A 26036-nucleotide genomic window follows, 5' to 3' on the forward strand; every position below is an offset into this window, starting at 1 on the left:
GGAGTGGACAGACGTTGGCACCGGACGCATACTGCCCGCCCTCGCGCGACGAAAGGGGTCGGCATGAAGACAACATCTTGGCCAGGCACCCTGCGCCTCTTGGCATGGGTCTTGAGCATCCTGGTCACGTTCAGCGTGAGTTCATGCGGCGGTGGCGGTGGCGGAGGAGGCTTCTTCCCGGTCACGATCTTGCCCCCCGCAGGGTTGCACTACGAGCGCAATGCAGTCGTCTACGTGGTGGGCGGTCCGATCAAACCGAACGCCCCCAGCCACAGCGGCGGCGTGATTCTTCGCTATGCCGTTGATCCGGCATTGCCCGACGGGCTCCAGATCGACCCGAGGACCGGAATCATCAGCGGCACGCCCCGGGTGGTGGCCGCGCCCGCCCTCTACGCGGTCACCGGCAGCAACTTCGCGGGCTCGGTCACGACCGGCCTGCTGATCGCGGTCAAGGCCAGGGCAGAGCCCCCTGCGAATCTGAGTTTCGAAAACCAGGATGCCATCTACACCATCGGCCAGCCCATCCCGCCGAACCACCCCTCCGTGGAGGGCGGTGATGTCAGCAGCTTCACGGTGCAGCCCGCGCTGCCCGACGGCCTCGTGATCGACCCCCTCACCGGCGTCATCTCCGGCACGCCCAACCGGCTCGCCGCACCGGCGAGCTTCACGGCGACCGCCAGCAACAGCGCCGGCTCGACCAGCACCGTGCTGCAGATCGAGGTCCGCGACCTGCCGGCCGTGGCGCCCACCTCGCTGAGCTACCAGGAACCAAGGGCCCTGTACACGACGGGCAGGCCCATCACGCCCAACCTGCCGCACAGCACCGGCGGCCCGATTGATACGTTCACCGTGACGCCGACGCTGCCCCTCGGACTGAGCATCGACGCCGCCACCGGCGTCATCTCCGGTACGCCGCAAGGCGCAAGCGCTGCCGCCGACTACACGGTGACAGGCAGCAATACGGCGGGATCGGTCTCCGCGAACGTGAATATCGCGGTGGTGCTCGCCGGCACGAGTGTTTCGATCGGCTCCCTGAGCGTCGCGCGCACCAACCACACAGCAACCCTGTTGACGGTTGGCAAGGTGCTCGTCGCCGGAGGGTACGACGACACCATCACCCTGGCATCGGCGGCGCTGTTCGAACCTGCCACCGGCCTGTGGGCGGCAACCGGCTCGATGAGCGCAACTCGCTTCTTCCACACCGCGACCTTGCTGCCGAATGGCCGGGTACTGGTCGCGGGCGGGGAGGACCTCACCGGCGCATTCCGCGCCTCGGCCGAGCTCTACGACCCCGCCACCGGACTGTGGACACCCACCGGCACCATGAGCGTGGCGCGCAGCGGCCACACGGCGACGCTGTTGCCGAGTGGCAAGGTGCTGGTCGCGGGGGGAACCAACGGCGGCTTTCTCGCGACGGCGGAGTTGTACGACCCTGCCACCGGCCTGTGGACGGCCACCGGCAACATGAACACTGCTCGGAGCGTGTTCACCGCCACCCTGCTGACGGATGACCGGGTGCTGGTCGCGGGAGGAACGAACGGCAGCCCCCTCGCCGCGGCGGAGCTCTACGACGCCGTCTCCGGCCAGTGGACGCCGACAGCGTCCTTGCTCGCCGCTCGCCTGACCCATACCGCCACCCTGCTGCCGGACGGAACGGTGCTGGTGGCGGGAGGAAACGGCGGCAACGCAGGCGGTGGCTCTCTCGCCACGGCGGAGCGCTACAACCCCACCTCCGGCGCCTGGACGGCCGCCGGCTCCATGAGCACCGGCCGCACCGGCGCCACCGCGACCCTGCAGCTTGATGGCCAGGTACTGGCCGCGGGGGGGTACAACAGCAGCGGCATCACGCAGACCTCGACGGAGCTCTACGACCCCACCAACGGCGTCTGGACGGCCTCGGGCGCCATGATCGCCGCACGCTATTTCCACACCGCGACCTTGTTGCCGAGTGGCAATGTGCTGCTCGTGGGGGGAGCCAACGACGTCAGCTCCCTGGCCACAGCGGAGTTGCATGTGCCGTAGGGCCGTTTGAGCGCGGTGACCCTTCGCAAACGGGCCGCACCGTCCGTCGTCGACACCGATTGGCGGCAGGTATGCGGGCAAGACCGGTCGGCCGGAGGCTCATGCGCGACTGACCGGTCATGGCCGCGAGCACCAATTCACGGCCGTGCCTGACAGCTGACCTTCGGCGTGGTCTCCCGGTTGGCCAACGACTGCTATGGCGAGTTTGGCGAACAGGCAGTCCCGGCCAACACCGGACCTTCGCTTTGGCCGTTCGACTGAGGCTCGGTGGACATCCTTTTCAGATTTGGTATGTGTCTGGTGGCCGCGTGAAGGTGGCGTACCAAACGCTTACGATGTAGCGGTTGGCAGCGTGAAACTGACCATTGCGCCTCCTCCATCGCGATGCGCCGCCCATAGCGTGCCGCCGTGCGCCTCGATCAGCTTGCGGCAGATCGCCAAGCCGACGCCGAGGCCCTTGGACTTGGTCGAATAGAAGGACTCGAAGATCCGCTCCAGGTCGCCTTCCGCGATGCCGATGCCGCGATCGGCGACCTGCACCACGACCTCGTCGCGCTCGTTCAGGCTGAGATCGACCGTGATGTCGCGCTCGCCGCCCGGCGGCGCGGCCTCGATGGCTTCCATGGCGTTGCGAAGCAGGTTGAGGATGACCTGCTGCAAGTGGATCTCGTCGATCACCACCAGCGGCAGCGGCGGCTCCTCCCCCAACCCGATGTCGATGTCGCGCAACGCGCAGTCGGTCTTGACCATGCTCATGCACCCGTCCACCGCCCGTCCGATGTCGATCAGCTTCGGCTCCAGCTCATGCCGCTGAACCATGCTGCGCATGCGAGCCACGATGTCGCCCGCGCGCGTGGCCTGCCCGATCACCTTGTCGATGAGGCCGCACAGCCGGACGACGTCGGGCACCGCTTCCTTGGCACACCGCCGCGCGGCGAGCGCGTAGTTCTCGATCGCGCCGAGCGGCTGGTTGATTTCGTGCGCCAGCGCGACCGACATTTCGCCCGCCGTGTGGACCCGCACCAGATGCGCGAGCTGTTCGCGCCAGTGCGCGGCTTCGACCTCCGCCGCCATCTTCCGGCGCTCCGCCGCGTCGCGCGCATGCAGGTTGGCGAAGACCTCGGCCAGCAGGCTCACGCCGGGCGTCAGCACATCGGGCCATTCGTGTTCCAGTTCGATGCTAGCCAGGGTAAGCGCCCCTGCAATGCAGCCCTCCACCGTGATGGGCACCGCGAGGAGGGACCGTACGCCGATCTGACGCAAGGTCGCGGCGTCTGCCTGCCCCTCTGCCGGAAGCTCCGAAAGGTGGGCGATTCGTACGACGCTACCACCGGCGAGCAGTGAGTAGACCCATGGCAGTTCGACCGCCTTCCCGTCCGCGGCGGGCCCTTCGAAACCGTCCGCGTACCACTGCTGCGTCAAACCGAAGGGGATGCCGACGCCACGGTGCCAGAGCGCCACCCGCTCGGCGCCGATGAACTCGCCGATCTGCCGAAGGCCGAGGGCGATCCCGTGGTTCTCTTCTCCAGGCCCCGTCAATACGAGGGACGCAAGAACGCTGCTCGCCAGCCGTTCGAAGCCGATTGCCAGGTCGAGTTCCTCTTGGGCGCGCTTGCGCCCCAGAGCGCTGCCGAAAATCTGCGCCAGCAAGCGCATGCGAGCAACCAGGTGGTTCGACCAACTGCGCTCGCTGTGAACACAGCCGAAGTTGAGAGTGCCATGCAATTGCCCCGCCACCACGATTGGCATCATGACGTGGGATTTCAGTCCGATCCGGCGCCAGGTCTCCTTGTCGACGCTTGCCTCCGGTGGCAAGTCATCCAGGCGGGAGAAGACGATGGACTCGTTGGCCATGGCCTTTGCTAGCGCCCACGGGTTCGTTTCGCGCGCCGACGGGAACCTAGGCACTGGGTCCACTCCCTCGATGGCGAAGGAGTGGGTCACTTCGGCCCGGCCAGTCAGAGGAAAAAGGCGATTCAAAGTCGATCTATCGATCCCCAGGGCAAAAACGACCTGCGCCAAGGCCTGGTCGATGGCCCGGTCAATATCCCGTGCAGCCAGCGAGATGAAAGCAACCGACAGCTCCGAGAGCAGGCGCTCAAAGCTTAGCTGTTCCTGCAGCGCTGCGTGCACGGGAAGCGAAGCCACGCCGACGGTCACGGAAAGTCGGGGTGGATAATTCGATGCAGCGTCGTCCATGACGTCTTCAAGAGGTGGTTGAATGAACCTGCTTCGAACAACTTGGTGGGCGTTTGCAGCATTCATGTGCGGCTGGATCGGCCCGTCTGCGCTCGCCCAGGCCCCTGACCCCGGCCCGGCTAAGATTCTGGTTGCTTTCGAAGGCGGCGCAGCCAGAGCGGTGGGTCTCCATTTCGCAGAGCGGACAAGCGAGTTGCTCAAGCGACCGGTGCTCCTCGAAGAAAAGCCTGGGGCCGGGGGTCGCATTGCGGCCATGGCGCTTAAGAATGCCGTACCTGACGGTGCAACCGTTGCGATGCTCCCTATCGCCATACCGGTCTTGGCGCCGATGACCTTTAAGGATGTGCAATACGACGCAGTGCATGACTTTGCCCCAATCTCGCAGGTCGCAAGCTATCGCTTCGCCTTTGCCGTTCCGGCCGATCACCCCGCGAAATCGTTTCCTGACTACGTCGCCTGGCTGCAGGCTCATCCGACGCAAGCGTTCTACGCGACGCCTGCGGCGGGAGGTCTCCCTCACTTCCTCGGCGTCCTGACCTCAAGGGCGGTCGGCATTGACATGACCATGGTCGCCTACAAGGGATTCGGACCCATGTCGATCGACCTTGTCGGCGGCACCGTGCCCGCCGGAATCTCGGTGACATCGGACCTGATTGAACTGCACCGGGCTGGGCGGCTTCGTATTCTCGCGACATCGGGCGTGAGTCGGGAGCCTCAGCTACCCGACGTGGCGACTTTTGTTGAGCAAGGCTACCCTGCGGTGCAGGCCAGCGGCTGGGTCGGCGTCTTTGCACCCGCCAAAACCCCAAGGCTTGTCATCGATCAATGGTCGGCTGCGCTGATGGCGGCCCTTCGTTCGCCACAGACCCGGCAAAAACTCATCGAATTCGGTTTGGATCCGACCGGGACTACTCCGGAGGAGTTCGCGGCAATCGTCGCCGGCGACATCGCTCGCTGGGCACCCATCATCAAGGCATCGGGCTTCCGCGCTGACTAAGGGAACGTCCGTCCCCGACTCGCGAATTGTCGCCTTCCCACCCACGTATGGCCCATCCGTGGCTGCCGAACAGTCTCTTGTGGGCATTCATACTTGTCGCAGCCTATTGGGCCACAAAACTAGTTCTGGGCCAAAAAGCACAGTAGCGTCGCCGGGCTGAGCCCACAGGCAATCAAGGTCTGCTTCGGAGCGCCCGCGTACAGCCGGTACGGGCCCGGAGTTCCACTCCGACTGATTGGATAGCTGCCATTCGATGGGCCTTGATCGCAGACGCGGGGTCCAGCTTGATCGACGGCAACGGCTATGTCTGCACCCCCTTGAAACCGGCCGTCGATGCTGAAATCTCCATGGCATCGGGATGACAGGAATCCGGTTAACAGCGTGAGGTCGCTATGCGGCAGGGAAGGTCCGCACTGCACACCTGCAGTACGACGTCGGCTGCCGTAAGGCAGGGTAGGGCCCGAAGCGGCTGTACGCCCAAGCTCGGAAGCAGCCATTCGATGCCCTCGCCGAGCGCCGTTTCCGGCGTGCGCGTCGAAGGCGCGCTCAATGTTCACTGGGTGGCTCGGCGTCTATGGCCTTCATCACAAGATTTGCCATTACTCGTTCTTCCTCGCGCGGGCTCTGCTGCAAGGCTGCTACTGTGCCGCGCCTATCTTGCATGGCTTCGTCTTGGCTGGCCTTGAGTTTTCCTTCAAGTCTCTCAATCGGAATCTCAATTCCCACGATAGCGCCAAGCAGCTTGTCGACGTATGAAGCGGGGGCGTCGGAGAGCCGCCACGGCGCCTGCTGCCCAACCTCATGAGCGTCGGTGAGCCGGTTCAACATATCCAGTAGCCAACCGCGTTCCTCGACAGCGCGCGCAACACCGTGCGCATGAGCGACCGCATAGTTCCACGTGGGCACGACCATTCCATGCTCTTTTTTGCCCGGATACCACCGCGGCGTGATGTATGCCTGCGGTCCTTGGAACATCACGAGCGAAGAGGCATCGCTGCTCAGTTCGCGCCACACGCCGTTGGCTCGAGAGACGTGGCCAATCAGGGTGCCGAACGCCCCTCTGCTTCTGTCTAGCAAGAAGGGAACATGGTTGGCGACCAGGGCGCCGCGGGCCTGGCAAACCCATGCTCCAAGGGGATGTGACTCCATAAGCGCGAAGACGGCTTCTCGATTTGTCAGTTGGTGATGCTTAGAAACGTACATGTCATTCCACAGAAGCGTTGACCTCTGAGCTCAGAAGCCCGCGAAGACTCGACTTGCCAAAAGCGCCGCCAACACCATCATGGTCAGGCCAATCAAACCGTCCAGCATCTGCCATGCTCGCGGCCGAGCGAACCAGGGTGCGAGCCAGCGCGCGCCATAGCCCAGAAGTCCAAACCAGAGCATGCTGGCCGTGCTCGCGCCGGCGACGAACCATCCACGTAGTGCCCCGGGCTGCTGCGCGCCGATGCTACCCACCAAGAGCACGGTGTCCAGGTAGACATGCGGATTGAGGAGAGTGAAGGCAGCGGCCTGCGCCACGGCCGCACCCCGGCCAAGGGCCGTATTCCCTTCCGCCGCCCGCAGTCGATGCGGATGGCGTGCGCGGCGGAGCGCCTGCACTCCATAAACTGCCAAGAAAACAGAGCCGACCAGTGCAAGCGCTCGTGCCAGCCCGGGACGGTCACCCAAGGCCTGCGCCATGCCCAAGACACCCGCAGCAATAAGCGCCCCGTCTGCTACCGCGCAGAACAACACAATGGTTCCAACATGCTCGCGGCGCAGCCCCTGCCGCAGGACGAAGGCATTCTGAGCGCCGATGGCAACGATGAGCCCCAGGCTGAGGGCTACACCCTGGATGAATACGGGAAAGGCCAGCGAAGCGGGGTCTGAATTGAGCATGGGTGAAGCTTGCCCGCATGAATAAATGAAGACAAACTATCTTTCCTAAAGCTGCTTTAGCGAAACTAAACTTACTCTATGTTGGACTATTCGGCGTTGTCCGCACTCTCCGCAGTCGTGCGAGAAGGAAGCTTCGAGCGCGCAGCCCGCGCCGTGAACGTGACGCCCTCGGCCATCTCACAGCGCATTCGACTATTGGAGGACCGTATCGGTTGCGCGCTGGTCGTGCGTGAGCAGCCGTGCCGCGCTACCGAAATCGGCCGCCGCCTATGCCAGCATGTGGACCGGGTTCGTCTGCTGGAACAAGACCTCGAAGGAGCCGTTCCAGCGCTGGCGCCGGAGGGGATTGCACGCGTGCCATTACCCGTCGCGGTCAACGCCGACAGTCTGGCAACATGGTTTGCTCCAGCCGTTGCCGCATTCGCGTCAGCAGCGCCTGTGCTCATGGAGATAGCCGTGGATGACCAAGACCACACGGCAGGATGGCTGCGCAGTGGCGCGGTACTGGCCGCCGTAACCGGCAGCAGCCGTGCCCCCGCCGGATGCAACAGCCGACCATTGGGTTCGATGCGCTATTTGCCTGCTGCCAGTCCGGAATTCATGGCCCGTCATTTTGCCGACGGCGTCGGAGCGGGCAGTCTGGCCCGCGCGCCCAGCCTGGTGTTCAACGCAAAGGATGAGTTGCAAGCCCAGTGGGCGCAGCGCTTATGCCATCGGCACGTCGAGCTACCCCGTCACATCCTCCCCTCGACCCAGGCGTTTGTGACGGCAACTTTGGCCGGTATGGGATGGGGGCTCCACCCGCAGGCGTTGATTGCGCCGCACTTGAAAGACGGGTCGCTTGTCGAACTGGTACGGAAAACGCCTCTGGACGTTCCTCTGCACTGGCAGCATGCCCGTGCGGCCTCAGCGCTTCTTGATGGCTTGACCAAGCAACTTGTCGCAGCCGCCCGGCGGGCTCTCTTGCCGACCTGAGCCAGGGGCATATTTGCCTGCGCACCGTCGCACTGCCTTGAGTGCAGAACGTCCGCTATGTGGCGACTTGCCCCGCTTCACCGAATGTCGGGTCATGGCCGGGACTGCCTGTTCGCCAAACTCGCCTATAGCAGCCCTTGGCCAACAGCGCGAACATGCGAAGGTCAGCTTCCAAGCGCGCCGCGAACTGGTACTCGCGGCCGTGACCCGACATTCATCGATGGGGCCCAAATTTGCTTCGTAAGCCGACGTTCGCGTCGCGTTTACAAGAATCTGGGTGCGGGTTGAACTGTTTCTCGTCGCCCGGGCGCAGGACCCGCAGCAGTTTCCAGCCGCGGCGCGGCTCATGCTCATGACATGCCCGGACGGCGCGGTCGGCGGAGCAGGTGGGCTTTCTGCGTTCGGCACACGGGCACGTGGAACGCCTGCCCCGCGACCGAAGCGCGGTGCGCAGCAGTTCCAACTCTCAGCCGCCGTGGGTTGACCGGCAAGGGTTTGAGGGGCGCGGCGCCGTGGTCGACGGGTTGGCTGCATGAACGGTGTCTTGGCTTGGGAGAGATAGGTCCCGCGCCACGCTTCGACCAGCCCTTTTGAAGGCTTTCCGGCGAGGCATACCGGCCTCGTCCTACGACTTTATGCCTCACTTGGCGGCGAAATGTGCTTTATTCACATTTCGAGGACACAGCATGGCGCGCGTTCGGAACGAGGACGATGAGGACTTCTGGGGCCGGCCAAGCGTCGAACAACGGCTCGTGCTGCAACGCGCGCAGCGCAGGTCACGGGAGGCCGAAGGCTGGCGCCGCAATTTCGTGGGCATGTTGATCTTCTGCGCGCTCGTGCTGGTCGCGTTGGCATTGTGGCGCTGAGATGGCGCGGCAGACGATGAACTCGCCGGCTTGGCATGTCCCGCAGAAGTCCTAAGCCCTGTCGCCTCGGCAGGACGGGGATCCTTCCGCTGCACACACGATGGTGTGAAGTTGATGCGCCTCGATGATTTCAACGGCATCCTGGTGGGCGGCAGGCGTTACCGGCCCGGCGTGCCGCAGCGCGCCATCGGCGAATCGTTCGATCCCTTGTGCCTCGGGCCGGGACAGCGTGCAGCAAAACGTGCGGTCGACATCATGGGCGCGCTGATGTTCTTCGTCCTGTTTGGCCCGCTGTACCTGTTGGTGGCCCTCGCCGTGCGTATGGAAGGCAGGGGCGCGGTCCATTTCTGGCAGACCCGGCTAGGACAGGATGGGCGGGCGTTCCGGTTTTACAAGTTCCGCTCGATGGTGGAAGACGGCGATGCGCTGCTCGAGCGACATCTGGCACACGATGCGGCCGTGCGCGCACAGTGGCAAAAGTACCAGAAGCTCGACAACGATCCGCGCATCACGCGCGTGGGTCGGCTGATCCGCAAACTCAGCTTGGACGAACTGCCGCAGTTCTTCAACGTGTTAAAGGGCGAGATGAGCCTGGTCGGTCCCCGCCCCTGTATGGTCCGCCAACGCAGTCTGTATGGCGCCCGCTGGGTGCACTATTGCCGCATGCGTCCCGGCATTACAGGGTTGTGGCAGGTGAGTGGCCGAAACCGCCTACCCTATGAGGAGCGGGTTGCACTCGACGCCCGCTATGCGGCCGAGTGGTCTCTCTGGCTGGACGCCAAGATACTTGCGCGCACGGTATGGGTGGTCTTGAGCGGTGACGGATCCTCGTGATGACTGCGTCCGTCGCCAAAAGTCGCAACTCGAGGAACCTGGATCGGGCGCGGCTCTGATAGCTGCCGTTTACCAGCGGAATGCGTTCCGACTTGTATGGACCCTGCGCCTTTTGCAAGGCTCTTTTCAGTGTCGTCAAACGGTCTGCATGCATGTATACGGCTTGCTGGTGGGCGCGTCGAAACGTGTCCGCAGCCTCGATGAGATCCGCACGCCCTGTCCTCAGTAGATTGACGGCTTGAGCCCGGAGGTACAGCCGGCACGGAATGCAGGCTTGTGGGCGTTGGTCCAACCAGTTCTTTCATCACTTCCTAAAGCTTCGCAACCAGTGCTGGGTGTGATTTTCCCTCCCTGAATGATGAAGTACTTGCCGTCGACCAGTTCAGCGCGTTACGGCGCTCGGGCGATAAGGCGTGTCGCTGCTCAAGAGTGCCTGGATTACCCGCGCATTCTTGTTGGAAGCGCCACTGCCGCGCGGTTGTAGCCGCGTCGCGCAACCAGTTCCTGCAGCCATCGACTCTGCACGTCGGTCTTGCCGACCGCATAGCGCAACACCGCCCGAGCGCCGTGGATCAACAGGGTTCGAAGGTACTTGTCGCCTCGCTTGCTGGTGCCCCTGAGCTTGTGACTTGCCACCCGACGAATGCTGCCTCGGAACCAACCTCAGCCAGGCCGACAAATGTCGGCCGTTCTTGAACTCCTTGCCGGCGCGCTGAGCTGCATCAACGCGTCGCCATACGCACAAGCCGGGCCGCCTCTTCGGCGCGCGCGTCGTCAACCTCGCGCAGCACGCCGCGGACGTCCACCGGCCCACTCGGACGCGCGAAGCTGCCGGTCAGCGCCGAGCCAGCGTGCAGCTCGCCACGCTCGTAGAGGTTCCATATTTCCTCGCCGTACCTGGTGGAAAGCAACTCGGGCGCGACCTGCCCGAAGAAGTCCGCGAGGTTCGCCACATCCCGCAGCAGCATCCGCCGCGCGTGGTTGTTGCCCGCGGCATCGACCGCCTGCGGCAAGTCAATGATCACCGGGCCGTCGGTGGCGAGCAATACGTTGAACTCAGACAGGTCGCCGTGTACCACACCGGCGCACAGCATGCGAACAACTTCCACCAACAGTGTTGCGTGGTGCAGCCGCGCGTCCTCTGGCGTGAACACAACGTCGTTGAGGCGCGGTGCGGCATCGCCCTGCGCGTCGGTGACCAGCTCCATCAGCAGCACGCCGTCGCAGAAGTTGTGGGGCACCGGCACGCGCACGCCGGCCGCGGCCAAGCGGTAGAGCGCGTCGACCTCGGCGCTTTGCCAGGCCGCTTCGGTGGCCTGCCGGCCGAACTTGGTGCCCTTGGCCATCGCGCGCTGAAGACGCGTGTTCTTGACTTTGCGGTTTTCGGTGTAGTCGACGGCTTGTCGGAAACTGCGCTGGGTGGCTTCCTTGTAGATCTTGGCGCAGCGCGTCTCGTCCCCGCAGCGCACCACGTAGACCATCGCTTCCTTGCCGCTCATGAGCTGGCGAACCACGCTGTCGATCAGTCCTTCGTCGATGAGTGCCTGTAGTCGAGGGGGTGCTTTCATGGCGCATTCTGCCTGTCTGCCGGTTGGCCTCGCGAAGGGGGCCGATGCTAACTGCAGCGGCAAGCGCAAGAAGATGCAGATCGTCTGGAAGAAGGGGCATTCCAGCCGACCCGCTCGGGCGCTGGCCCGAATCGGAGCTGCTCTTCAGGTGTGACCAGCTGCCAGGGGATTGCGCCAGGGGAGGGCAGTAGCGCCCGATGCTACAGGTGGACGATGAAGCGTCGTCATAGCGCCCATTCGGGTCCAGGGGCGAGTGCTCCTTGGTCGCCAGACGCCCCACGCAGATGGAGCGCGCGCTATGCTTTGCGCGGGATTTCCACTCGCCATCCAACGAGGAGAAATGCATGAAGTCACACCGCTTCACGACCCGCAATGGGACGGAACTCGTCTTCTCGGCCCTCGGATTGGGTACGGCACCCATGGGCGACCTGTACGAATTGCTCGACGAGAAAAACTGCATCGTCACCGTCGAACAGGCGTACGCCAGTGGCGTGCGCGTGTTCGACACCTCGCCGCACTACGGCAACGGGCTGGCCGAAGCGCGCGTGGGTGCAGGCCTGCGCCACCTGCCACGCAAGGATGTGATCGTATCGACCAAGATCGGCCGGGTCATGGACGTCTTTGCCAAGCCGCCGCCGAAGAACCCCGATGTTTTCTCGCCGGGCTTTGCTGGCGGCCATCCGCATGCGCCGCGCTTTGACTATTCCTATGACGGCACGATGCGCTCGGTCGAACAGTCCTTGCTGCGCACGGGGCTGGACCGCCTGGACATCCTGTTGATCCACGATTGCGACGTGTGGACGCACGGCCCGGTCGATGCGCCCGTGCGCTTCAAGGAGGCGATGGAGGGCGCCTACAAGGCGCTTGACAGGCTGCGCAGCGAGAAGACCGTGGCGGCCATCGGATTCGGCATCAACGAATCCGACGTTTCGGTGAAGTTCGCGCAGGCCGGCGACTTCGACGTGGCGATACTGGCTGGCCGTTACTCGCTGCTGATCCAGAACGGGTTGGACGAATTCTTGCCGCTGGCTCTCGAAAAGAACATCGGCGTCATGCTGGCCGGTGTATTCAATTCCGGCATCCTCGCAACCGGCGCCGTGCCCGGGGCCAAGTTCGACTACGGGCCTGCGCCCGAAGACATCATGGACCGCGTGCGCAAGATCGAAGCGATCTGCGCCACGCATGCCACGCCGCTGCGCCGCGCCGCGTTGCAGTTTGCGATGGCGCATCCTGCGGTCGTGACCGTGCTGCTGGGCGGTGTGACGCCACAGGAGGTGCTGGCCAACTCCGCCGATGCCGACCATGCCGTGCCGGCGGCACTGTGGTGCGCCCTCCAGTCCGCCGGCCTGCTGAATCCGGCCGCGCCGGTCGGCTGAGCTCATCAAGGTCGACAAGACTATGTGCGCTTCCTGATTCTTTCTGGCGCCAGCACCATGAAATCCATTGTTTTAGGGTCGGCAGGGATCGCAATCTGTGGGACAGGCGCTGGCAGTTCACCTCGACGTGAAGGCCCTCACGCGAGACCGTTGGGCGATCGAAGCACGCCCGCGACTCAAGGTCGTGACCCTAGCACCATGCAACATCTATTCGCCGAACTGATAGATCTGCACTCCTACCTGGCTCAAGCACCTTGGCGCTCGCGGAGTTGTCGCTCGGCTCGCTTATCACAAGACGGGGCTACCTTCGGGGTCTTGTGGTTGCTGTGACTGACCTGCGTGGGCGCGTGGTTGAATGTGATGAGGCAAATCCTTGGAGCGAGCAGTGGCGTCAACAGATCCCGACAACATACTCTTCTTCATCCCGGACATCAGCGGTTTCACGAAGTTCGTGACCGAGACCGAGGTGAGCCATAGTCAGCACATCATCCAGGAGTTGCTGGAGTTGATCGTGGACGCCAACCAACTCGGGCTGGAGGTTGCCGAGTTTGAAGGCGATGCGGTGCTGTTTGTTCGTCCCGGCGCGCCGCCGTCGCTGGACGAGCTTCTGGCGCAGGCACGGAAGATGTTCGTGGACTTCCATTCGCATATCAAGCGGATCGAGATCCTGCGCACCTGCGCCTGCGGCGCCTGCTCCAACGTCCATTGCCTGTCGCTCAAGTTCGTCGCGCATTTCGGGCCGGCCAGGACCATGCAGGTCAAGGGACATTTGAAATTCATTGGCAAGAGCATCATCGTCGCGCACCGGCTGTTGAAGAATCAGGTGCCCGAGTCCGAGTACCTGCTGGTGAGCGAGGAGACGCTGAACCAGCTGGCCGACGGCACTGCGACGGCCTCGTCGTTCGAGTGCGGCAACTGCAGCTACGACGAAATCGGAGAGGTCGCGTATCGACACCATTCGATGGCGCCGTACCTGGCCGAGGCGAATGCTACGGTCACCGGATCCCTCACATGAAAAGCGCTTCACCACGCGCGTGATCGGGAGGGGGCTCGGCCTGCACCAGCGGTTGGAACTGCGCGCCGCATTCGCCCACCCACTGCGCGAGCGTTGAACGGGCGATCAAGTGGCCAGCGCGCTTGAAGAAAGCTTCCTGGCGGTACAGCGGCACGTGGTCCAGGGACTTGGCTACCAGCACCTGGGGCCAGAACGAACCGCCCAAGCTGTCGCGGATCTTCGTTGCATAGGATCGACTGGCAAGTTCGGGATCCTCGGGGCCGGTCGGCAGCGCCAGAACCGGCGCTGTCTCCGGAGGGACGCCCCTTCCCGTGCCGGTGACAGTCATGAGGTTCGTGCCGACGGGTCAAAAGCAGGCCCGCACAAGGCGGGCCTGAAGGGGTTGGTCCTTGATGCCTACCCAGGGAGAAACCATACCTTCAGACTACTCGCTTCATAGCCACTCACAAGTCCGCCAAAGGTTCGCGCAGGCGGAACTATTTCACGAATTTGGTTGCGGTTTCGCAGACCAGGTGTCTTTCGCTTATCCACGAGGCCCGTGGACAGACCTGTGGACAAGAGCGCGCGAAGCTTGGGGAAGCCACTCCAGAGTGGCCTCGCGACGCGATGCCTCCAAAACAGGCACCGCCGTTCGTTTCTCGGAGGATGGCAGACCGGTTCTCTGTTCGCGGAGTCAAGTGGGCAAGGCCAACTGCAACTCGGACAGAACCAATGCTTGCCGCCCTTCCCGCGACTCGTCCATTGGGGGCCTGACCAGGACCTGACTCTCTTTGTAAGGCGACGGTATTAAGCTATTCCTCTCGAATCTCACTCACAGCAATTCCCATGACTCAGACCTACGCCCAGATTCAAAAGCAGATCGCACAGCTTCAGAAGACTGCTGATGCACTTCGCGAGAAGGAGGTGTCGGGCGTTGTTTCGCGCATCAAGGAGGCGATCGTCCACTACGGCCTGACTGCGCAGCAGCTCGGGTTCGGTCATACCGCGCCGAAGGCCGGGGCGCCGATCGGAAAGGCGAGTGATAAGAGACCTCGCGCCGCGAAGTACAGCGATGGCAATGGCAACGCCTGGGGCGGAATGGGCAAGCGTCCACAGTGGCTGCGAGACGCTTTGGATGCCGGGCGGACCTTGGAGGAACTCCGAATCGGCACGGTCGTGGAGGCGGTTGCGAAACAACCGGGGAAGCAGAAGAAGCGACGGCCCTCCACGCTGCTCTACCGGGATGGAGCCGGAAACTCGTGGACTGGCCGTGGACCCCAGCCTCGCTGGATGAAGGAGGCGATCGCAGGCGGAAAGACTCTCGAGGATCTGAGAGGCTGAGAGGCTGAGAGGCGAAAGCGGTTGGACCTGCGATAGCGCGATCGCCGGAGGTGAGGGGGCCCGGGTCGGCTGTGCTCGCTGCGCCAAGTTGGGCGAAAGGACTCCTTATCCGTCCTGATCCATGCGTAGCCGGGGTCGCTGGGGGGACGACCGCATTTGAGCTCAACCCGAGCGCGCCTGTTGTAGCGATGCCTGAAGCTCCGCAGGTGCTGACCGAATTGCATCAATGTCAAGCCGCAAATGGGTGATGAGGCAATTTCGGCTGGACCTCAAACTGGCTCGCCACCACCTTGAGGAGTCAGCATGACGCATCGATCAGCACTCGTCGCTATGGGACTCTCGGTTGCTGCAGGTCAGGCCTTGAGTCAGGATGTGCCGCTGACTGAGCAGGACATCTTGACTCAGATCGTCGGCAAGACGATCGAATGGAAGATGTTCGACGGAAAGATTGTCAACGTCGCACTCACACCGACCGGTAAGGCCACGGTTTCAGGCGCGTACAACGACGTGGGCAAATGGCGTATGGATGGGCCAGGAGGCTACTGCACCACGTGGAACAAGGCCCCCATGAATGAGTCCTGCGTGAAGGTCGTCAGGCGCGAGGGGGTCCTGGTCTCCCTCAGAGAGGGCGCAGTGCGGGCGACCGTGGTGAGCGCGAAGTAGCGTTCACTGCGCGTTGGGCGCTGCGGTTGCATTCCGACCGGCATGCGGCCGGGGGTCGGGGCAATCGAAAAAAATCCCCTCCCGCGTCAGGCTCAGGCACAGGGTCTCTGCGCTCAGCGAATGTGAATCAGGGTCGCGCCGTCGCGACTGGTGCACTGCCAAACCTTCCGATCCGGTTCAGGCGTGACGGTTGGGATCAGGGTGAAGCTGGCGTTCGACCCGCTGGCCGTGGGCACGTAGCTCATGCCGATCTTGATGTCGCCCCGCTGGGTGCCCACGACCCGGCAGTCGTTCTCCGCCACGTAGCCTTTCCAGGCGCGGCGGTTCTCCATTCCCTGCACGATCGCCCAGGCGCATGCGATGACGGTGATCAGCACGAACACGCCAGCAATGACGAAAGGTCCGTAGCGGTCGAATCGGGAATCGGGCGTGCCCATGCCGGGATGGTAGCGGGATTGCAAAGGATGGCTTACTCACCCCGCATGACGCGCACGTTCCCGTCGGGCGGTGCGGACATCTGCACCGGCAAGGCGCCCATGATGGAAAACCTTTACCCCTGAAGACCGATTCCGCAGCGCCGCCCCTGGCGCTTCTGCGATCTATCACCATCTGTCCAGCGACCCGGCCTGTGCCGGTCCCTGGGGCTTCGATCGCGGGCGCTTCGACGCTCGATGAGAAGCGCAATCAGTCAGGGTGCAACGGACGCAACGGGACGTGTCCGAGTGGGGTATTCACATCGAAAGGTAAGCGAACATGCTTAGAGGACCGGCGGCCGCGATTGACCCTGACAATTGACGCGATGAATAAACTGGTGCCTCGCGCTCTGCTTGCCCTGTCCCTTGGCTTGGTCCTTTCCTGCGGTGGCGGGGGCGGCGGAAACGGTGGCGCGGCATTCGTTGGAACAAGCGACCCCGTCGTTGCCCAGAGTTCGGACACGAGCTCGCCGATCGAGTTCGGATTCAAGGGCGTCGATGCGGGCGGCGGCGCGGGCGACGGAGCGGCCGGCTCGAGCGGCGGGCCTACAGCATCCAGCACGGCTTCAGCCGGGGACAGTGCCGGTGTGGGGTCTGGCGGCACTGGGGCCACTGCGTCCGGAGGCGACAATTCTGGCGTTGGTTCAGGCGGCACCGGGGCCACGGCATCGGCAGGCGACAGCGCCGACGCGGGCGTTGGCGGTGTGGGGGGTGTGGGCAGCATCATCATCAACGGTGTGCGCTATGACACCAGCACGGCGATCTTGAAACTGAGAGATGCGCCGTCCTTGCAGCTGGGGATGACGGCCAAGGTGAACGGGCCGACGAATCCGGACTTCACCGAGGGCGTGGCGACTCAGGTGGAATCCGCGGTGGATCTGCGTGGCGTCATCACCTCCATGGGTCCGGCGGGCGGCAGCTTTGTGATCCTCGGTACCAACGTCATCACGGACACCAGCACGGTGTGGGGCAACATCTCCGCGCCGTCCGCGCTGGCGCCGGGTGTCGCTGTGAAGGTCTGGGGTCTGCCAGCAGGGCTGGGTGTGCTGCGTGCGACACGCGTGGAGCAACACTCCCTCGAAACGCCAATCCTTTCCGGCACGGTGCAAAACGTGGCGCCCGGGAGATTCACGATCGGGGGACTGACCATCGACACCAGGGCGGCGACAACCGAAGCGGGCGCTCTGACCTCGGGTGTCAATGTGCGAGTTCGCGCCGACGCGCAGCCTTCGTCTGGGCTGCTAAAAGCCAAGTCGGTTGAGCTTTGGTACCCGTTGTCGCTCACCAACGGCGCGCGACGGCAACTCGGCGGGGTGGTGACGGACTATGCGGGGGCAAACTTCTTCCGTGTCCTCGGCATTCCGGTGGATGCTTCTTCGGCCAAGGTCTCGGGTGGACCGTTGTCCTCGCTTGGCAATGGGGTGGAGGTTGACGTTGCGGGGACCGTTTCCAACGGAATCCTGCTGGTCACCAAGATCAAGGTCAAGAAGGCACCGGGGAGCGGCGGCAACAGCGACGCGTTCCAGGTGATCGGTTCCATTGGCGCATTCAAGTCGTCTTCGGACTTCAAGGTGAAGGGACAGGCCGTGGACGCAACTCAGGCAGAGTTCACCAATGGGACCGAAGCGAACCTGCGCAACGGAACTAAGGTGACGATCACAGGCGCTCGAATCGCCAACGATGTCTTGGCGGCGACGCACGTCGTCTTCGATTGAGGGGCATCGTCGCTTGGGTGTCGGCCATGACGGGCGCTGCCGCATTCAGGAGGCTGTGCCGCCCATAGGCGTCCGAAACGACTCTTCGCCGATTAGCAGTTCATTTGTGGCGAACGGGTTTTGCGCCGCGCCCGGAGCGTGCCGTGTCATAGCTTTCGAAGGTACTCTCGCACCTTCTCCGCCGAGTCGCCCACCGCGGCCACAGCCTCCTTCAACTGCTGTTCGGTCACGTCTGCCATCGTTCTCGCCACGAGAGATTGGCTGACGCGGCTGATCCAGCCCAGGGCCTGAAGATGCTCAACCCATGGCAGACGATTCGCATAAGGCACATCGGCGCGACACAGGGCCGCTTCGTCAAGCTCGGTACGACCGTGGACATTTCGAAGCAGTCGTCTGGTCATGCCTTCTTTCCCGATGATTTGGAGGGTGCTGCTGGCGGGGCCGCGTTCTCGACCGCGGCGTCTTCGAAGTAGGTGTAGATCCCGACCCGGATGCGCCCCGAAGCCGTCTTGTCCGCGGCCTCGTACGCGCGTCTCATCTCGCGCGTGAGCTCGTCATGAAGGCCGCCCCAGCGTTCGCGAGCGAGTTGATGAATGCGCTCGCATTCCTCGAGCGAGATGCCGGCCGCGAACACCGATCGCTCGAGCAGGGGAAGCCTCTCGCCAATGGTGTTCGCCACGCCCGCCAACAGGTGATCACGCGAGTTGTCGCCGAGGAACGAGAGCATCCCTTTCAGGTCGCTCGCGGGCACGAAGCCGGCGACGGCGAGTTGGGTCGTGCCATTGCGCTCTGTCGCCATGTGGAGACGCACCAGTTCATCAAGAATGACCCGGTGGTGCACGTTGCCTCGGCTGGCGCGCCGCGCGACGCTCTCGAAGGACGGCACCGATTCGTCCTCGGACACGATGGGCAGCGAGCGGTGGGCTGGGTTGTCCGAGAACATCTGAAGCCACAACGTCAAGGTTTTGGCCTCCGCCGACATCTCCGTTTGGGGCAATGAAGCCACCTCTTCACGCACCATCGTCGTCACGGCCTTGCGGTTCAGGCCGGTGGTCACCGACAACTGGCTGATATTGGGCGCGGTGCCTTTGTCGACCCACGCGCGACGTGCTTCGTCGACCAGGATGTCGCGGAGCACTTCCTCCAGCTGCGCATGCTTGACGCCAAAGGCAAGGGCGAGCCGGACCAATGGACGCAGCACGCGCGCGCAGGCCTCGGTGACCCACGCGAGCTGCCCTTCTCTGCCCCGCGCCATGCGTTGTCGCACTGCGCCGAGGGCCGGATCATGCTTGGCGTTCTTCGATCCAGTGTGTTTCGGGGCCATGGAGTCTGTTGGCGAACTCTGTGGCCTGGGCCAGCTTCGCGCGGTTGTGTGGAAGGTCCGGAATCCACAAGCTGAGTCGATCGTCCGATGTTGAATCATGAACGATTTCTGAACGGCGCAACCGGATCTCGATAAGTACTCGCAAGGCCTTGCTCACCGCGAAGCTCCTGACTTGATGGCGGCGATGTTAACCACCGGTTACCAGTGGGACAGCCACATCAGACGCTGTCTTACATCCCGTTGGCGATCACTATAAGACAAGAGTACTACCGATGTGAAAGTTTCACATTTATCTTCTCTTGGGAGACTTCGATGGCAATACCCGCGCTGCAGAGCACGAACGCAGTTAGTCGACGAGCGAGGTCTTTTGGGATTCTCGGACTCCGGCGGAGGTACACGGCGCCGCGAGTGCCGCTTCCCCCGCGGTCAATGAGCGCCCGAAACGCTTGGGTTGCAGCAGTGCATGCGAGATGTGTGAACACGCGGGCCGTCGGCAGGGCTCGGGTCCTGTGGCCTTGCATCGGCGTGCCGACTTCGTTGAATCGTACGGCTCTGCTCATTCAGGCAGAGCGTCTATGAACGCCGCCATCCGCGAAGCCGGGGGCACGCAGCGGGCTGTCGCTTTCGGAAGCCTCGTCGATCTGGCGAGGCTGCAGGTGGGTAGACCTTCCGCGCAAATCTGCGATGCCTGCAACACCATCAACATGGGGTCGGCGCACTCTTGCAAGTGCTGCTCGTACAAGCTGCCGGCGTTCTGTGCGCCCACCAAGGACAACACGAAAGGCGAGCGCGGCACGCTGCTGCCCTGGCACTCGCTGGTCAAGCCGGACCGGGCGTCCGCGATGGACTTCGTGGCCTTCGCGGTGGTGATCAATTTGCTGGTGCTGATCACCGCATCCATACCGATCCACTGAGTTGCCGCCCGCGGGGAATCGCCATGACGAAGTTCTGCGAGTCATGCCACACAGCCAACAGGGACCGAGCACGGTACTGCCGGGGCTGCGCAGGCAGGTTCAGTGGAATTCGCACGGCAGCGAATGTCCCCGCGGGGTCCTTTTCTGAAGAAAGGGCACCGAGAGCCGCCGCGAGGGTGCCCAGGGTTGCGCTGCCCGTTGCGTTGGCGGCGGCCGCGCACATGCCGGCGCCGGTGGCGAACAATCTGTTCGTCGTATCGCGCAGCACCGAGAGGGGGGAGCTCGCCAGGCAGCAGGTCTTCCCTGGCGGCCTCGACGTGCCGGTCGTGCTGTTGCTGATGGCCGTCTTCCTGTCGATTGCCGCCTTCGTGTTCTGGTACTGGAACCGCACGGTCGAGCGCAGCCCGGCTCCAACTCGCGAGGCGGCAGCGATCCATTGGCGACAGGCTGATTCGCCGGGGGCGTCGCGTCCGGAGCCGGTGCCGGACACACGGCCACCGGTCGCCTCAGTCGCGCCAGTCGCGGTCGCACCGATCGTCAAACAGCCCGTGGAGCCGGCATCTCCGCCGCAGGAGCCGCGGCCTCAAGCGCAGGCCGTAGCGTCTTCGCCCGCCGATCCGGCGGTCGCGGCGTCGGAAACGAAAGCCCCCCAGGCCGAACAGCTGTTGAATGCACCACAAGCCGAGGCGTCACGAATTCCGGATGCACAGCCTCCGCAAGCACCGACCCGGCAAGCGATGGCAGAACCCCATCGGGCTCGCGCCGCGACGCGTGACAGGATCGCGGCGAGGACCGTCGCCGTGCCACGCGCCATCTCGCTCAGCCGCCAAAAGGCAATGCAGCCCGTCGTCGCCGATGTCCGGTCCGCCATCCGGACGGAACAGCCGCGCGTCGAGAGCTCTGCACCGGTAGTGCGCTCGACCGCGCCGGTCCAGCGCGGCGCAACTCGCACGGCGGCCAGTATGACGCGCTGTGATCGGGACAACCCCTTCGGCGAAGCGATCTGTGTCAGTGCTCCGGTGGCCGGGCCACAAGCGGCGAATCCGTCTACCGCTGCAGTTTCGAGTGCACCCAGCCGAGCCGTGAGTGGAAGTGCGGCGTCCAAGGGCTCGATCCCGGTCGGCGCGTTCGCATTTGCCAACAGCGCAGCCGATCCAGGCGGTAGCGGCTCCGGCGCCGGGTCGAGCGGCGGTGCAGGCGTAGTCGGTGCTAGTGCTAGTGGCGCTGCTGGAGCTGGAGCTGGTGCTGGTGCCGGTGCCGGTGGTGGTGCCGGCGGGGGCGGTGGACCTGGTGGTGGCCCAGGAGGTGGTGGTCCCGGCGGTGGTGGGCCTGGCGGTGGGCCCGGCCGTTGAGGCCGGTGCGATTTCTTTGCCTCCTCTGCGATCTCTTCAAGGGCTGATCATGCTGCATCCACTTCAACCCGACACGCGAGGCGATGGGCCAAGCAGGGTGTATCTGCTCGGCTTTCACGCGGAAACCCTCCCTGAGCCTTTTTGTCTGACAGCTTCACAACGCGCGTTCAAACGCTGCGTGGACATCGTCGGAGCGTTGAGCTTCTTCGTGTTCCTTGGGCCGCTCTACCTGCTCGTTGGCGCCGCTGTGCTCGTTGGAACGGGTGGGCCAGTGCACTATTGGCAGACCCGCCTGGGTCAGGGCGGCCGCCCCTTTCGTTGCTACAAGTTTCGGTCGATGGTGAAGGGAGCGGACCAAGTCCTCGAGCGTCATTTGGAGAATGACCCGGCGGCGCGAGTTCGGTGGGACAAGTTCCAAAAGTTGGACAACGATCCACGCATCACGCGTGTCGGCCGCGTGATCAGAAGATTGAGCCTCGATGAACTGCCGCAGTTCTTCAACGTACTGAAGGGCGACATGAGCCTGGTCGGTCCTCGTCCTTGCATGGTCCGCCAGCGCAACCTTTACGGTCGCGGTTGGAGCTACTACTGCCACATGCGACCGGGCATCACCGGCCTGTGGCAGGTTAGCGGCCGCAATCGCCTCTCCTACGCTGATCGCGTTGCCCTCGACACTCTTTATGTGGCGGAGTGGTCATTGCGATTAGACGCAGAAATTCTCGCGCGCACTCTCTGGGTGGTCCTGAGCGGCGATGGGTCGTCCTGACTCAAATAGTCAAAGAGTCGTCTTTCGTCTCCAAAGGGCAGTAGGTAGTCTCAGCGGCTCGCCTGGATTCTTGAAAGGCCGGGCTCGAGCCGCTGTTCAAGACTTCGAGACCGCTTTCTGGTGTCGGCGTATTCAACAGAGCGCGCGGGCTTCAGGCGCCGTGAACCCTTCGCCGATGCCAATCAGATGATGGAGGCAAAGGAATAAATTAGCGCCGCCCATCCTAGGCCGGCGAGGCAGCACAACACGCAGATTGCTGTGTCGAGACTTTTCATAGCCGCTACAGGATACTGCCGCGTCCCATGGGGCGTCCCAAGCCGCACTACGGGCATAAGCCAGGCCCAAGGACCGGCGTTGCCCGACATCGGCGGTCAGAGCAGCTTTCGCCAGGTTCGACCAACAGAGAGATCCCATCGCGATGACGTTGACGCCACGACGCGCGTCGCAGACGCCGATGCCGCCTCGGCTCAGGTGCCGACTTTCGCCCGCACGTCGATGACAACCTGATGCATAGGTATTTGGAGTCTTGAAACACTGACGCCTGCACCGGCCCTGTTGGTTCGTAGATTGCACGGCATAGTTGCGGGACGCTGAGGCCGTTCAGAAAATCGAGACCGGGTCTGGCCTGGGCCAAGGCACCGACCGACGAGCACTAGTACCGAGCAATCGGAGGAAGAGGTGAATCTCGACAAGGCCAGTGCTGCCTTGAGTGTGGCACCGCTCGCACCGCCGGATTGGAGGATGGTGGTGCAATTGGAAGGTGGCCAGTTCACATCTGTGGTGAAACGGTCTGGAACGGTCATGTGCAGGCTGTCCGTGGTGCGTCCCGACGGCGATGCGAACGCCTGGGATGTCGATGGCTTGCAGAAGGAGAGAGGCCAGGCATCACATAGTCCCACGACACTTCCCTCTTAGATCGTGGTCTTCGTGCGCGAGGAAGCCCACTAGTTCAACGTGACCATGACGTGAGTTTCCGGTCCGCCGCGCATGACGTAGTTGACCGGATGCAGCGCCTCGCCTGGAGCGCATGCGACTACTGGGTTCAACACCGGCGCGAGCGTTCCTGGCACCTTCTTCTCGAATGGCCCGACAGGCATGCACGCCGTGACGTTGACCACTCCGGAGTTCATCTCGTTTCTGTCTGTGTAGAACCGGTTGTGGACTGGGAAGGTTTCTGGCCTGTACTGGCCGTCCGCCGTGTCCTTGACGAAGATCGACAGATAGGATTCCCATCGATTTCCCACGTCGACGTTCATGCAGGCTCCCGGTCTCATGGTGTACCAGCCCTGGAGCGTCACGTAGCACTGCGATCGCTGAAGCTCGCATCTCGCATCCGAATCGTCCGAATGCTCGTGGATTACGGCAAAGACGACGTCGGTCTGTCTTCCGTTGCATAGCTTGTTCGTTCCCGTTGCGCCAGCGTGCAACGCGACAGCAGAAAGCAGCAGGATGCCGAACGCGAGATGCACGATCGATTTCATTTTTCCCCCCTATAGGATGTTTGCGCGGATGACCTCAGAGGAAGTCGCTCTTCGCTGGTTGGCGAGGCTGTCCCATTTGACCAGAGCAACTCTGTGAGGCCACCAGCCAAGGATTCCAGAACATCCGTCAACTGGCTTCACGCAGGCGTAGGAGGGCTCCGCATCCTCACACCAGAGAAGATGCCCGCCAGCCGGAATGCTCCTGCCGTGAAGGTGAGAAGCGGTCCATTGCGTGAGAACGTCGTTGCCCATAGGAAATTTCAGGGCGCCCGGTAGTACTGTGTACGGCCAAAGAACGCTGCGTCCGAAGCGCGCGCGCACTGAACGCACGACGAGCAAAACTCGGCAGTTCACATCAGACCGTCCGGCATCTCGCGGCCATTGAATGGGAGCTTGGATGTTGCGCCTGCTCTCGATGGTTACCCAGTTCTTCATGCTTAGGCTTCCTTTGAACCTCGCCGCGGTGATGAGTAGCCGTACCACGTGCCGCGAATCTGTACGTCAGCCTGAAAAAGCACGGCACCCCCCCTGAATGGCGCTAGCCACCGACGGTCGAACGCAGCCCCATGCGGAAAGGAGATGCCAGAGGAATCTGGCCATACCTTGAGCAGGCGGATCTTGGCGTCTGGTTTGTTTGCCAGTCTTGCATCGCCGAGGAAGAGGGGCCTCCTTGGCGGAGGCTCTGCTCGGAAAAGCCTCGTGGTCGCCAGCAAGCCGGCTGCGACGGCGCGACTACATTTCGGGCGAAGGGCCGCTCAATGGATCGGCGGTCGCCTAAGCCCGTTGGGGGAGCGCATGTTGCCGTACCCTGCGCCGTGCCCGCACCAGCAGCGTGGCTGCGATGGTCATGTTGAGCAGGTTCCACGCAATGCCATTGACGAAGGCGGCGTGATAGCTGCCGGTGAGGTCGAAGACCTTGCCGGACATCCACCCTCCCAGCGCCATGCCCAGCAGCGTGCAGCCGATGATCGTGCCCACGCGGGCGCTGGCCTCGGCCGGCGGGAAATGCTCGCGCACAATGATGGCGTACGAGGGCACGATGCCGCCCTGGAAAAGCCCAAACATCGCCGACACCACGAACAGCGGCACCATCCCGTCGAAGGGCAGGAACAGGAAGAGCGCGACGCACTGCAGCACGGATCCGAGCAGCAGCGTGCGCAATCCGCCGATGCGGTCACAGATCGCGCCCGAGACCAGGCGGCTCAGGATCCCGCAGGCCAGCATCAACGACAGCATCTGCGCACCGCGCGCGGCGCCATAACCAAGGTCCGTGCAATACGCGACGATGTGCACCTGCGGCATCGCCATCGCCACGCAGCAGGCCACTCCCGCCACGCACAACATGCCCTGTGCGGCGCCGAGGTTCAGGCCGAAGGGCCGCAGGGTCGACATCGCAACCGGACCGCCTGCCGCGGCATGAGGCGCTGCGGCCATGACCGCTGCCGGCGGTCGTGCCCGCATGAAGAGCGCGAGCCCGGCCATCGCCAAGCCACAGAAAAGGCCCAGGCCCAGATAGGTCGCACGCCAGCCGGCCTGTTCCACGAACATCTGGACGATCGGCGGCCAGACCGCACCCGCCACGTAATTGCCGCTGGCGCACACTGCCACAGCCATGCCACGGCGCTTGACGAACCACAGCGAGGTATCGGCCACCAGCGGCGCAAAGACGGCTCCGCTGCCCAGCCCGACGAGCGCGCCCTGAACCAGCGAGAACGTCAGGATGCCGGTGGCGAAACTCGACGCGATGTAGCCGAGCCCCACGCACACGGCGCCGGCCAGCAGCGGCCACATCACGCCATATCTGTCCGCCAGCTTGCCCATGATCACGCCGCCCAAGCCGAAGCCGATCATCAGCAGCGTGTAAGGCAGGGAGGCCTCGGCCCGCGCCACGCCGAAGTCGGCCTGCACGGCAGAGAGCACCACCGACACCACGTACATGCCGCTGCTGCCCACCGTCATGATCAGAATGGTGACTGCCAGGCGCCACATCGCATAGCGCGAGTCGACCTGGTGCTGCAACGCAACTTTCATGACCACAACCCGCGCAAGTCGATCGGCAACATCGTCCCAGTATATGAACCCTGTGTGTGCGTCGGCGTATCCCGATTTCCACGACCATGGCGTCTGCGTTCGCGCGTCAGGCAAAGCGAGGCATAGCACCGGCAACTGGCTGCTGACGGCGCCGCGCATGGGCTGGTTTGCGAGTCCGCGTATGTACGGGCCGCCTGACGCGTGACTCAGCCAGACCCGGCGGCCGGCGTTGCCGCCATGTGAACGCCCGCGATCCAGCTTCGA

Annotated in this window: 22 protein-coding genes and 2 pseudogenes; 12 read left to right on the forward strand and 12 right to left on the reverse strand. The window is 63.6% G+C overall.

Features of this window, described 5'->3' with window-relative positions; genetic code table 11:
- The first annotated feature begins 63 nt into the window (after positions 1-63).
- Complete coding sequence (locus QTI04_RS01150) at positions 64-2022, forward strand: kelch repeat-containing protein (protein ID WP_286613853.1); 1959 nt, start codon at positions 64-66, stop codon at positions 2020-2022.
- 330 nt (positions 2023-2352) lie between these two features.
- Here the strand turns inward: QTI04_RS01150 and QTI04_RS01155 are convergent, their stop codons facing one another.
- Positions 2353-4422: an ATP-binding protein gene (locus QTI04_RS01155; protein WP_286613854.1), complete on the reverse strand. Its 2070-nt coding sequence runs from the start codon at positions 4420-4422 to the stop codon at positions 2353-2355.
- A gap of 7 nt (positions 4423-4429) precedes the next feature.
- Between QTI04_RS01155 and QTI04_RS01160 the strand changes: the two genes are divergently transcribed.
- Positions 4430-5218, forward strand: coding sequence for a tripartite tricarboxylate transporter substrate-binding protein (locus QTI04_RS01160; protein WP_286613855.1), 789 nt, complete (start codon positions 4430-4432; stop codon positions 5216-5218).
- Positions 5219-5764: 546 nt separating this feature from the next.
- Here QTI04_RS01160 and QTI04_RS01165 read toward each other — a convergent pair.
- Together QTI04_RS01165 and QTI04_RS01170 are read right to left on the reverse strand one after the other, a co-directional pair.
- Entirely contained in the window at positions 5765-6421 is a 657-nt protein-coding gene (locus QTI04_RS01165; RefSeq protein ID WP_286613856.1) for an FMN-binding negative transcriptional regulator, read from the reverse strand.
- Between the two features lie 30 nt (positions 6422-6451).
- Entirely contained in the window at positions 6452-7099 is a 648-nt protein-coding gene (locus QTI04_RS01170; protein ID WP_286613857.1) for a LysE/ArgO family amino acid transporter, read from the reverse strand.
- Positions 7100-7177: 78 nt separating this feature from the next.
- Between QTI04_RS01170 and QTI04_RS01175 the strand changes: the two genes are divergently transcribed.
- From QTI04_RS01175 to QTI04_RS01185, 3 genes are all read left to right on the forward strand, one after another.
- Positions 7178-8074, forward strand: a complete 897-nt coding sequence (locus QTI04_RS01175) for a LysR family transcriptional regulator ArgP (RefSeq protein WP_286613858.1) — start codon at positions 7178-7180, stop codon at positions 8072-8074.
- A 686-nt stretch (positions 8075-8760) separates the two neighbouring features.
- Complete coding sequence (locus QTI04_RS01180) at positions 8761-8940, forward strand: hypothetical protein (RefSeq protein WP_286613859.1); 180 nt, start codon at positions 8761-8763, stop codon at positions 8938-8940.
- A 114-nt stretch (positions 8941-9054) separates the two neighbouring features.
- Positions 9055-9774 (forward strand): sugar transferase, encoded by a 720-nt coding sequence (locus QTI04_RS01185; RefSeq protein ID WP_286613860.1) that lies wholly within the window; start codon positions 9055-9057, stop codon positions 9772-9774.
- Between the two features lie 382 nt (positions 9775-10156).
- Here QTI04_RS01185 and QTI04_RS01190 read toward each other — a convergent pair.
- Together QTI04_RS01190 and QTI04_RS01195 are read right to left on the reverse strand one after the other, a co-directional pair.
- Positions 10157-10477, reverse strand: a pseudogene (locus tag QTI04_RS01190) (transposase); the annotation flags it as partial.
- A gap of 19 nt (positions 10478-10496) precedes the next feature.
- The gene (locus tag QTI04_RS01195) at positions 10497-11342 is read right to left on the reverse strand and encodes a PA4780 family RIO1-like protein kinase (RefSeq protein WP_286613861.1); all 846 of its coding nucleotides are present in this window, start codon (positions 11340-11342) and stop codon (positions 10497-10499) included.
- A 344-nt stretch (positions 11343-11686) separates the two neighbouring features.
- Between QTI04_RS01195 and QTI04_RS01200 the strand changes: the two genes are divergently transcribed.
- The gene (locus QTI04_RS01200; RefSeq protein ID WP_286613862.1) at positions 11687-12718 is read left to right on the forward strand and encodes an aldo/keto reductase; all 1032 of its coding nucleotides are present in this window, start codon (positions 11687-11689) and stop codon (positions 12716-12718) included.
- A 385-nt stretch (positions 12719-13103) separates the two neighbouring features.
- A complete protein-coding gene (locus tag QTI04_RS01205; RefSeq protein ID WP_286613863.1) occupies positions 13104-13733 on the forward strand; it encodes a DUF2652 domain-containing protein in 630 nt (209 codons plus the stop codon).
- A 43-nt stretch (positions 13734-13776) separates the two neighbouring features.
- On the opposite strand, the pseudogene QTI04_RS01210 reads toward QTI04_RS01205, so the two are convergent.
- Positions 13777-14061, reverse strand: a pseudogene (locus QTI04_RS01210) (transposase); the annotation flags it as partial.
- Between the two features lie 497 nt (positions 14062-14558).
- On the opposite strand from QTI04_RS01210, the gene QTI04_RS01215 reads away from it, so the two are divergent.
- Together QTI04_RS01215 and QTI04_RS01220 are read left to right on the forward strand one after the other, a co-directional pair.
- Positions 14559-15053, forward strand: coding sequence for an H-NS family nucleoid-associated regulatory protein (locus QTI04_RS01215; RefSeq protein ID WP_286613864.1), 495 nt, complete (start codon positions 14559-14561; stop codon positions 15051-15053).
- A 303-nt stretch (positions 15054-15356) separates the two neighbouring features.
- Positions 15357-15716, forward strand: a complete 360-nt coding sequence (locus tag QTI04_RS01220) for a hypothetical protein (RefSeq protein WP_286605131.1) — start codon at positions 15357-15359, stop codon at positions 15714-15716.
- 113 nt (positions 15717-15829) lie between these two features.
- On the opposite strand, the gene QTI04_RS01225 is transcribed toward QTI04_RS01220, so the two are convergent.
- A complete protein-coding gene (locus QTI04_RS01225) occupies positions 15830-16177 on the reverse strand; it encodes a hypothetical protein (RefSeq protein ID WP_286613865.1) in 348 nt (115 codons plus the stop codon).
- A gap of 317 nt (positions 16178-16494) precedes the next feature.
- On the opposite strand from QTI04_RS01225, the gene QTI04_RS01230 reads away from it, so the two are divergent.
- Positions 16495-17904: a DUF5666 domain-containing protein gene (locus tag QTI04_RS01230; protein ID WP_286613866.1), complete on the forward strand. Its 1410-nt coding sequence runs from the start codon at positions 16495-16497 to the stop codon at positions 17902-17904.
- Between the two features lie 146 nt (positions 17905-18050).
- Here QTI04_RS01230 and QTI04_RS01235 read toward each other — a convergent pair whose 3' ends face one another.
- Both QTI04_RS01235 and QTI04_RS01240 read right to left on the reverse strand, forming a co-directional pair.
- On the reverse strand, positions 18051-18305 hold the full coding sequence (locus tag QTI04_RS01235) for a DUF3606 domain-containing protein (RefSeq protein WP_286613867.1): 255 nt from the start codon (positions 18303-18305) through the stop codon (positions 18051-18053).
- Complete coding sequence (locus tag QTI04_RS01240) at positions 18302-19228, reverse strand: DUF6502 family protein (RefSeq protein ID WP_286613868.1); 927 nt, start codon at positions 19226-19228, stop codon at positions 18302-18304. Before QTI04_RS01240 ends, QTI04_RS01235 begins: the two co-directional genes overlap by 4 nt.
- A 575-nt stretch (positions 19229-19803) precedes the next feature.
- Between QTI04_RS01240 and QTI04_RS01245 the strand changes: the two genes are divergently transcribed.
- Positions 19804-20142 carry a hypothetical protein gene (locus tag QTI04_RS01245; protein ID WP_286604169.1) on the forward strand — a complete coding sequence of 113 codons (339 nt, stop codon included), beginning with the start codon at positions 19804-19806 and terminating at the stop codon, positions 20140-20142.
- On the opposite strand, the gene QTI04_RS01250 is transcribed toward QTI04_RS01245, so the two are convergent.
- Entirely contained in the window at positions 20117-20632 is a 516-nt protein-coding gene (locus QTI04_RS01250) for a hypothetical protein (RefSeq protein ID WP_286604168.1), read from the reverse strand. The two genes, QTI04_RS01245 and QTI04_RS01250, sit on opposite strands and share 26 nt — an antisense overlap.
- 728 nt (positions 20633-21360) lie before the next feature.
- On the opposite strand from QTI04_RS01250, the gene QTI04_RS01255 reads away from it, so the two are divergent.
- Positions 21361-22260 carry a sugar transferase gene (locus QTI04_RS01255; protein ID WP_286613869.1) on the forward strand — a complete coding sequence of 300 codons (900 nt, stop codon included), beginning with the start codon at positions 21361-21363 and terminating at the stop codon, positions 22258-22260.
- 944 nt (positions 22261-23204) lie between these two features.
- On the opposite strand, the gene QTI04_RS01260 is transcribed toward QTI04_RS01255, so the two are convergent.
- Both QTI04_RS01260 and QTI04_RS01265 read right to left on the reverse strand, forming a co-directional pair.
- Positions 23205-23741 (reverse strand): hypothetical protein, encoded by a 537-nt coding sequence (locus QTI04_RS01260; protein ID WP_286613870.1) that lies wholly within the window; start codon positions 23739-23741, stop codon positions 23205-23207.
- Positions 23742-24515: 774 nt separating this feature from the next.
- The gene (locus tag QTI04_RS01265) at positions 24516-25772 is read right to left on the reverse strand and encodes an MFS transporter (protein WP_286613872.1); all 1257 of its coding nucleotides are present in this window, start codon (positions 25770-25772) and stop codon (positions 24516-24518) included.
- Between the last annotated feature and the right edge of the window lie 264 nt (positions 25773-26036).

Source organism: Variovorax sp. J22R115 (genome assembly GCF_030317005.1).
Lineage (GTDB): Bacteria > Pseudomonadota > Gammaproteobacteria > Burkholderiales > Burkholderiaceae_C > Variovorax.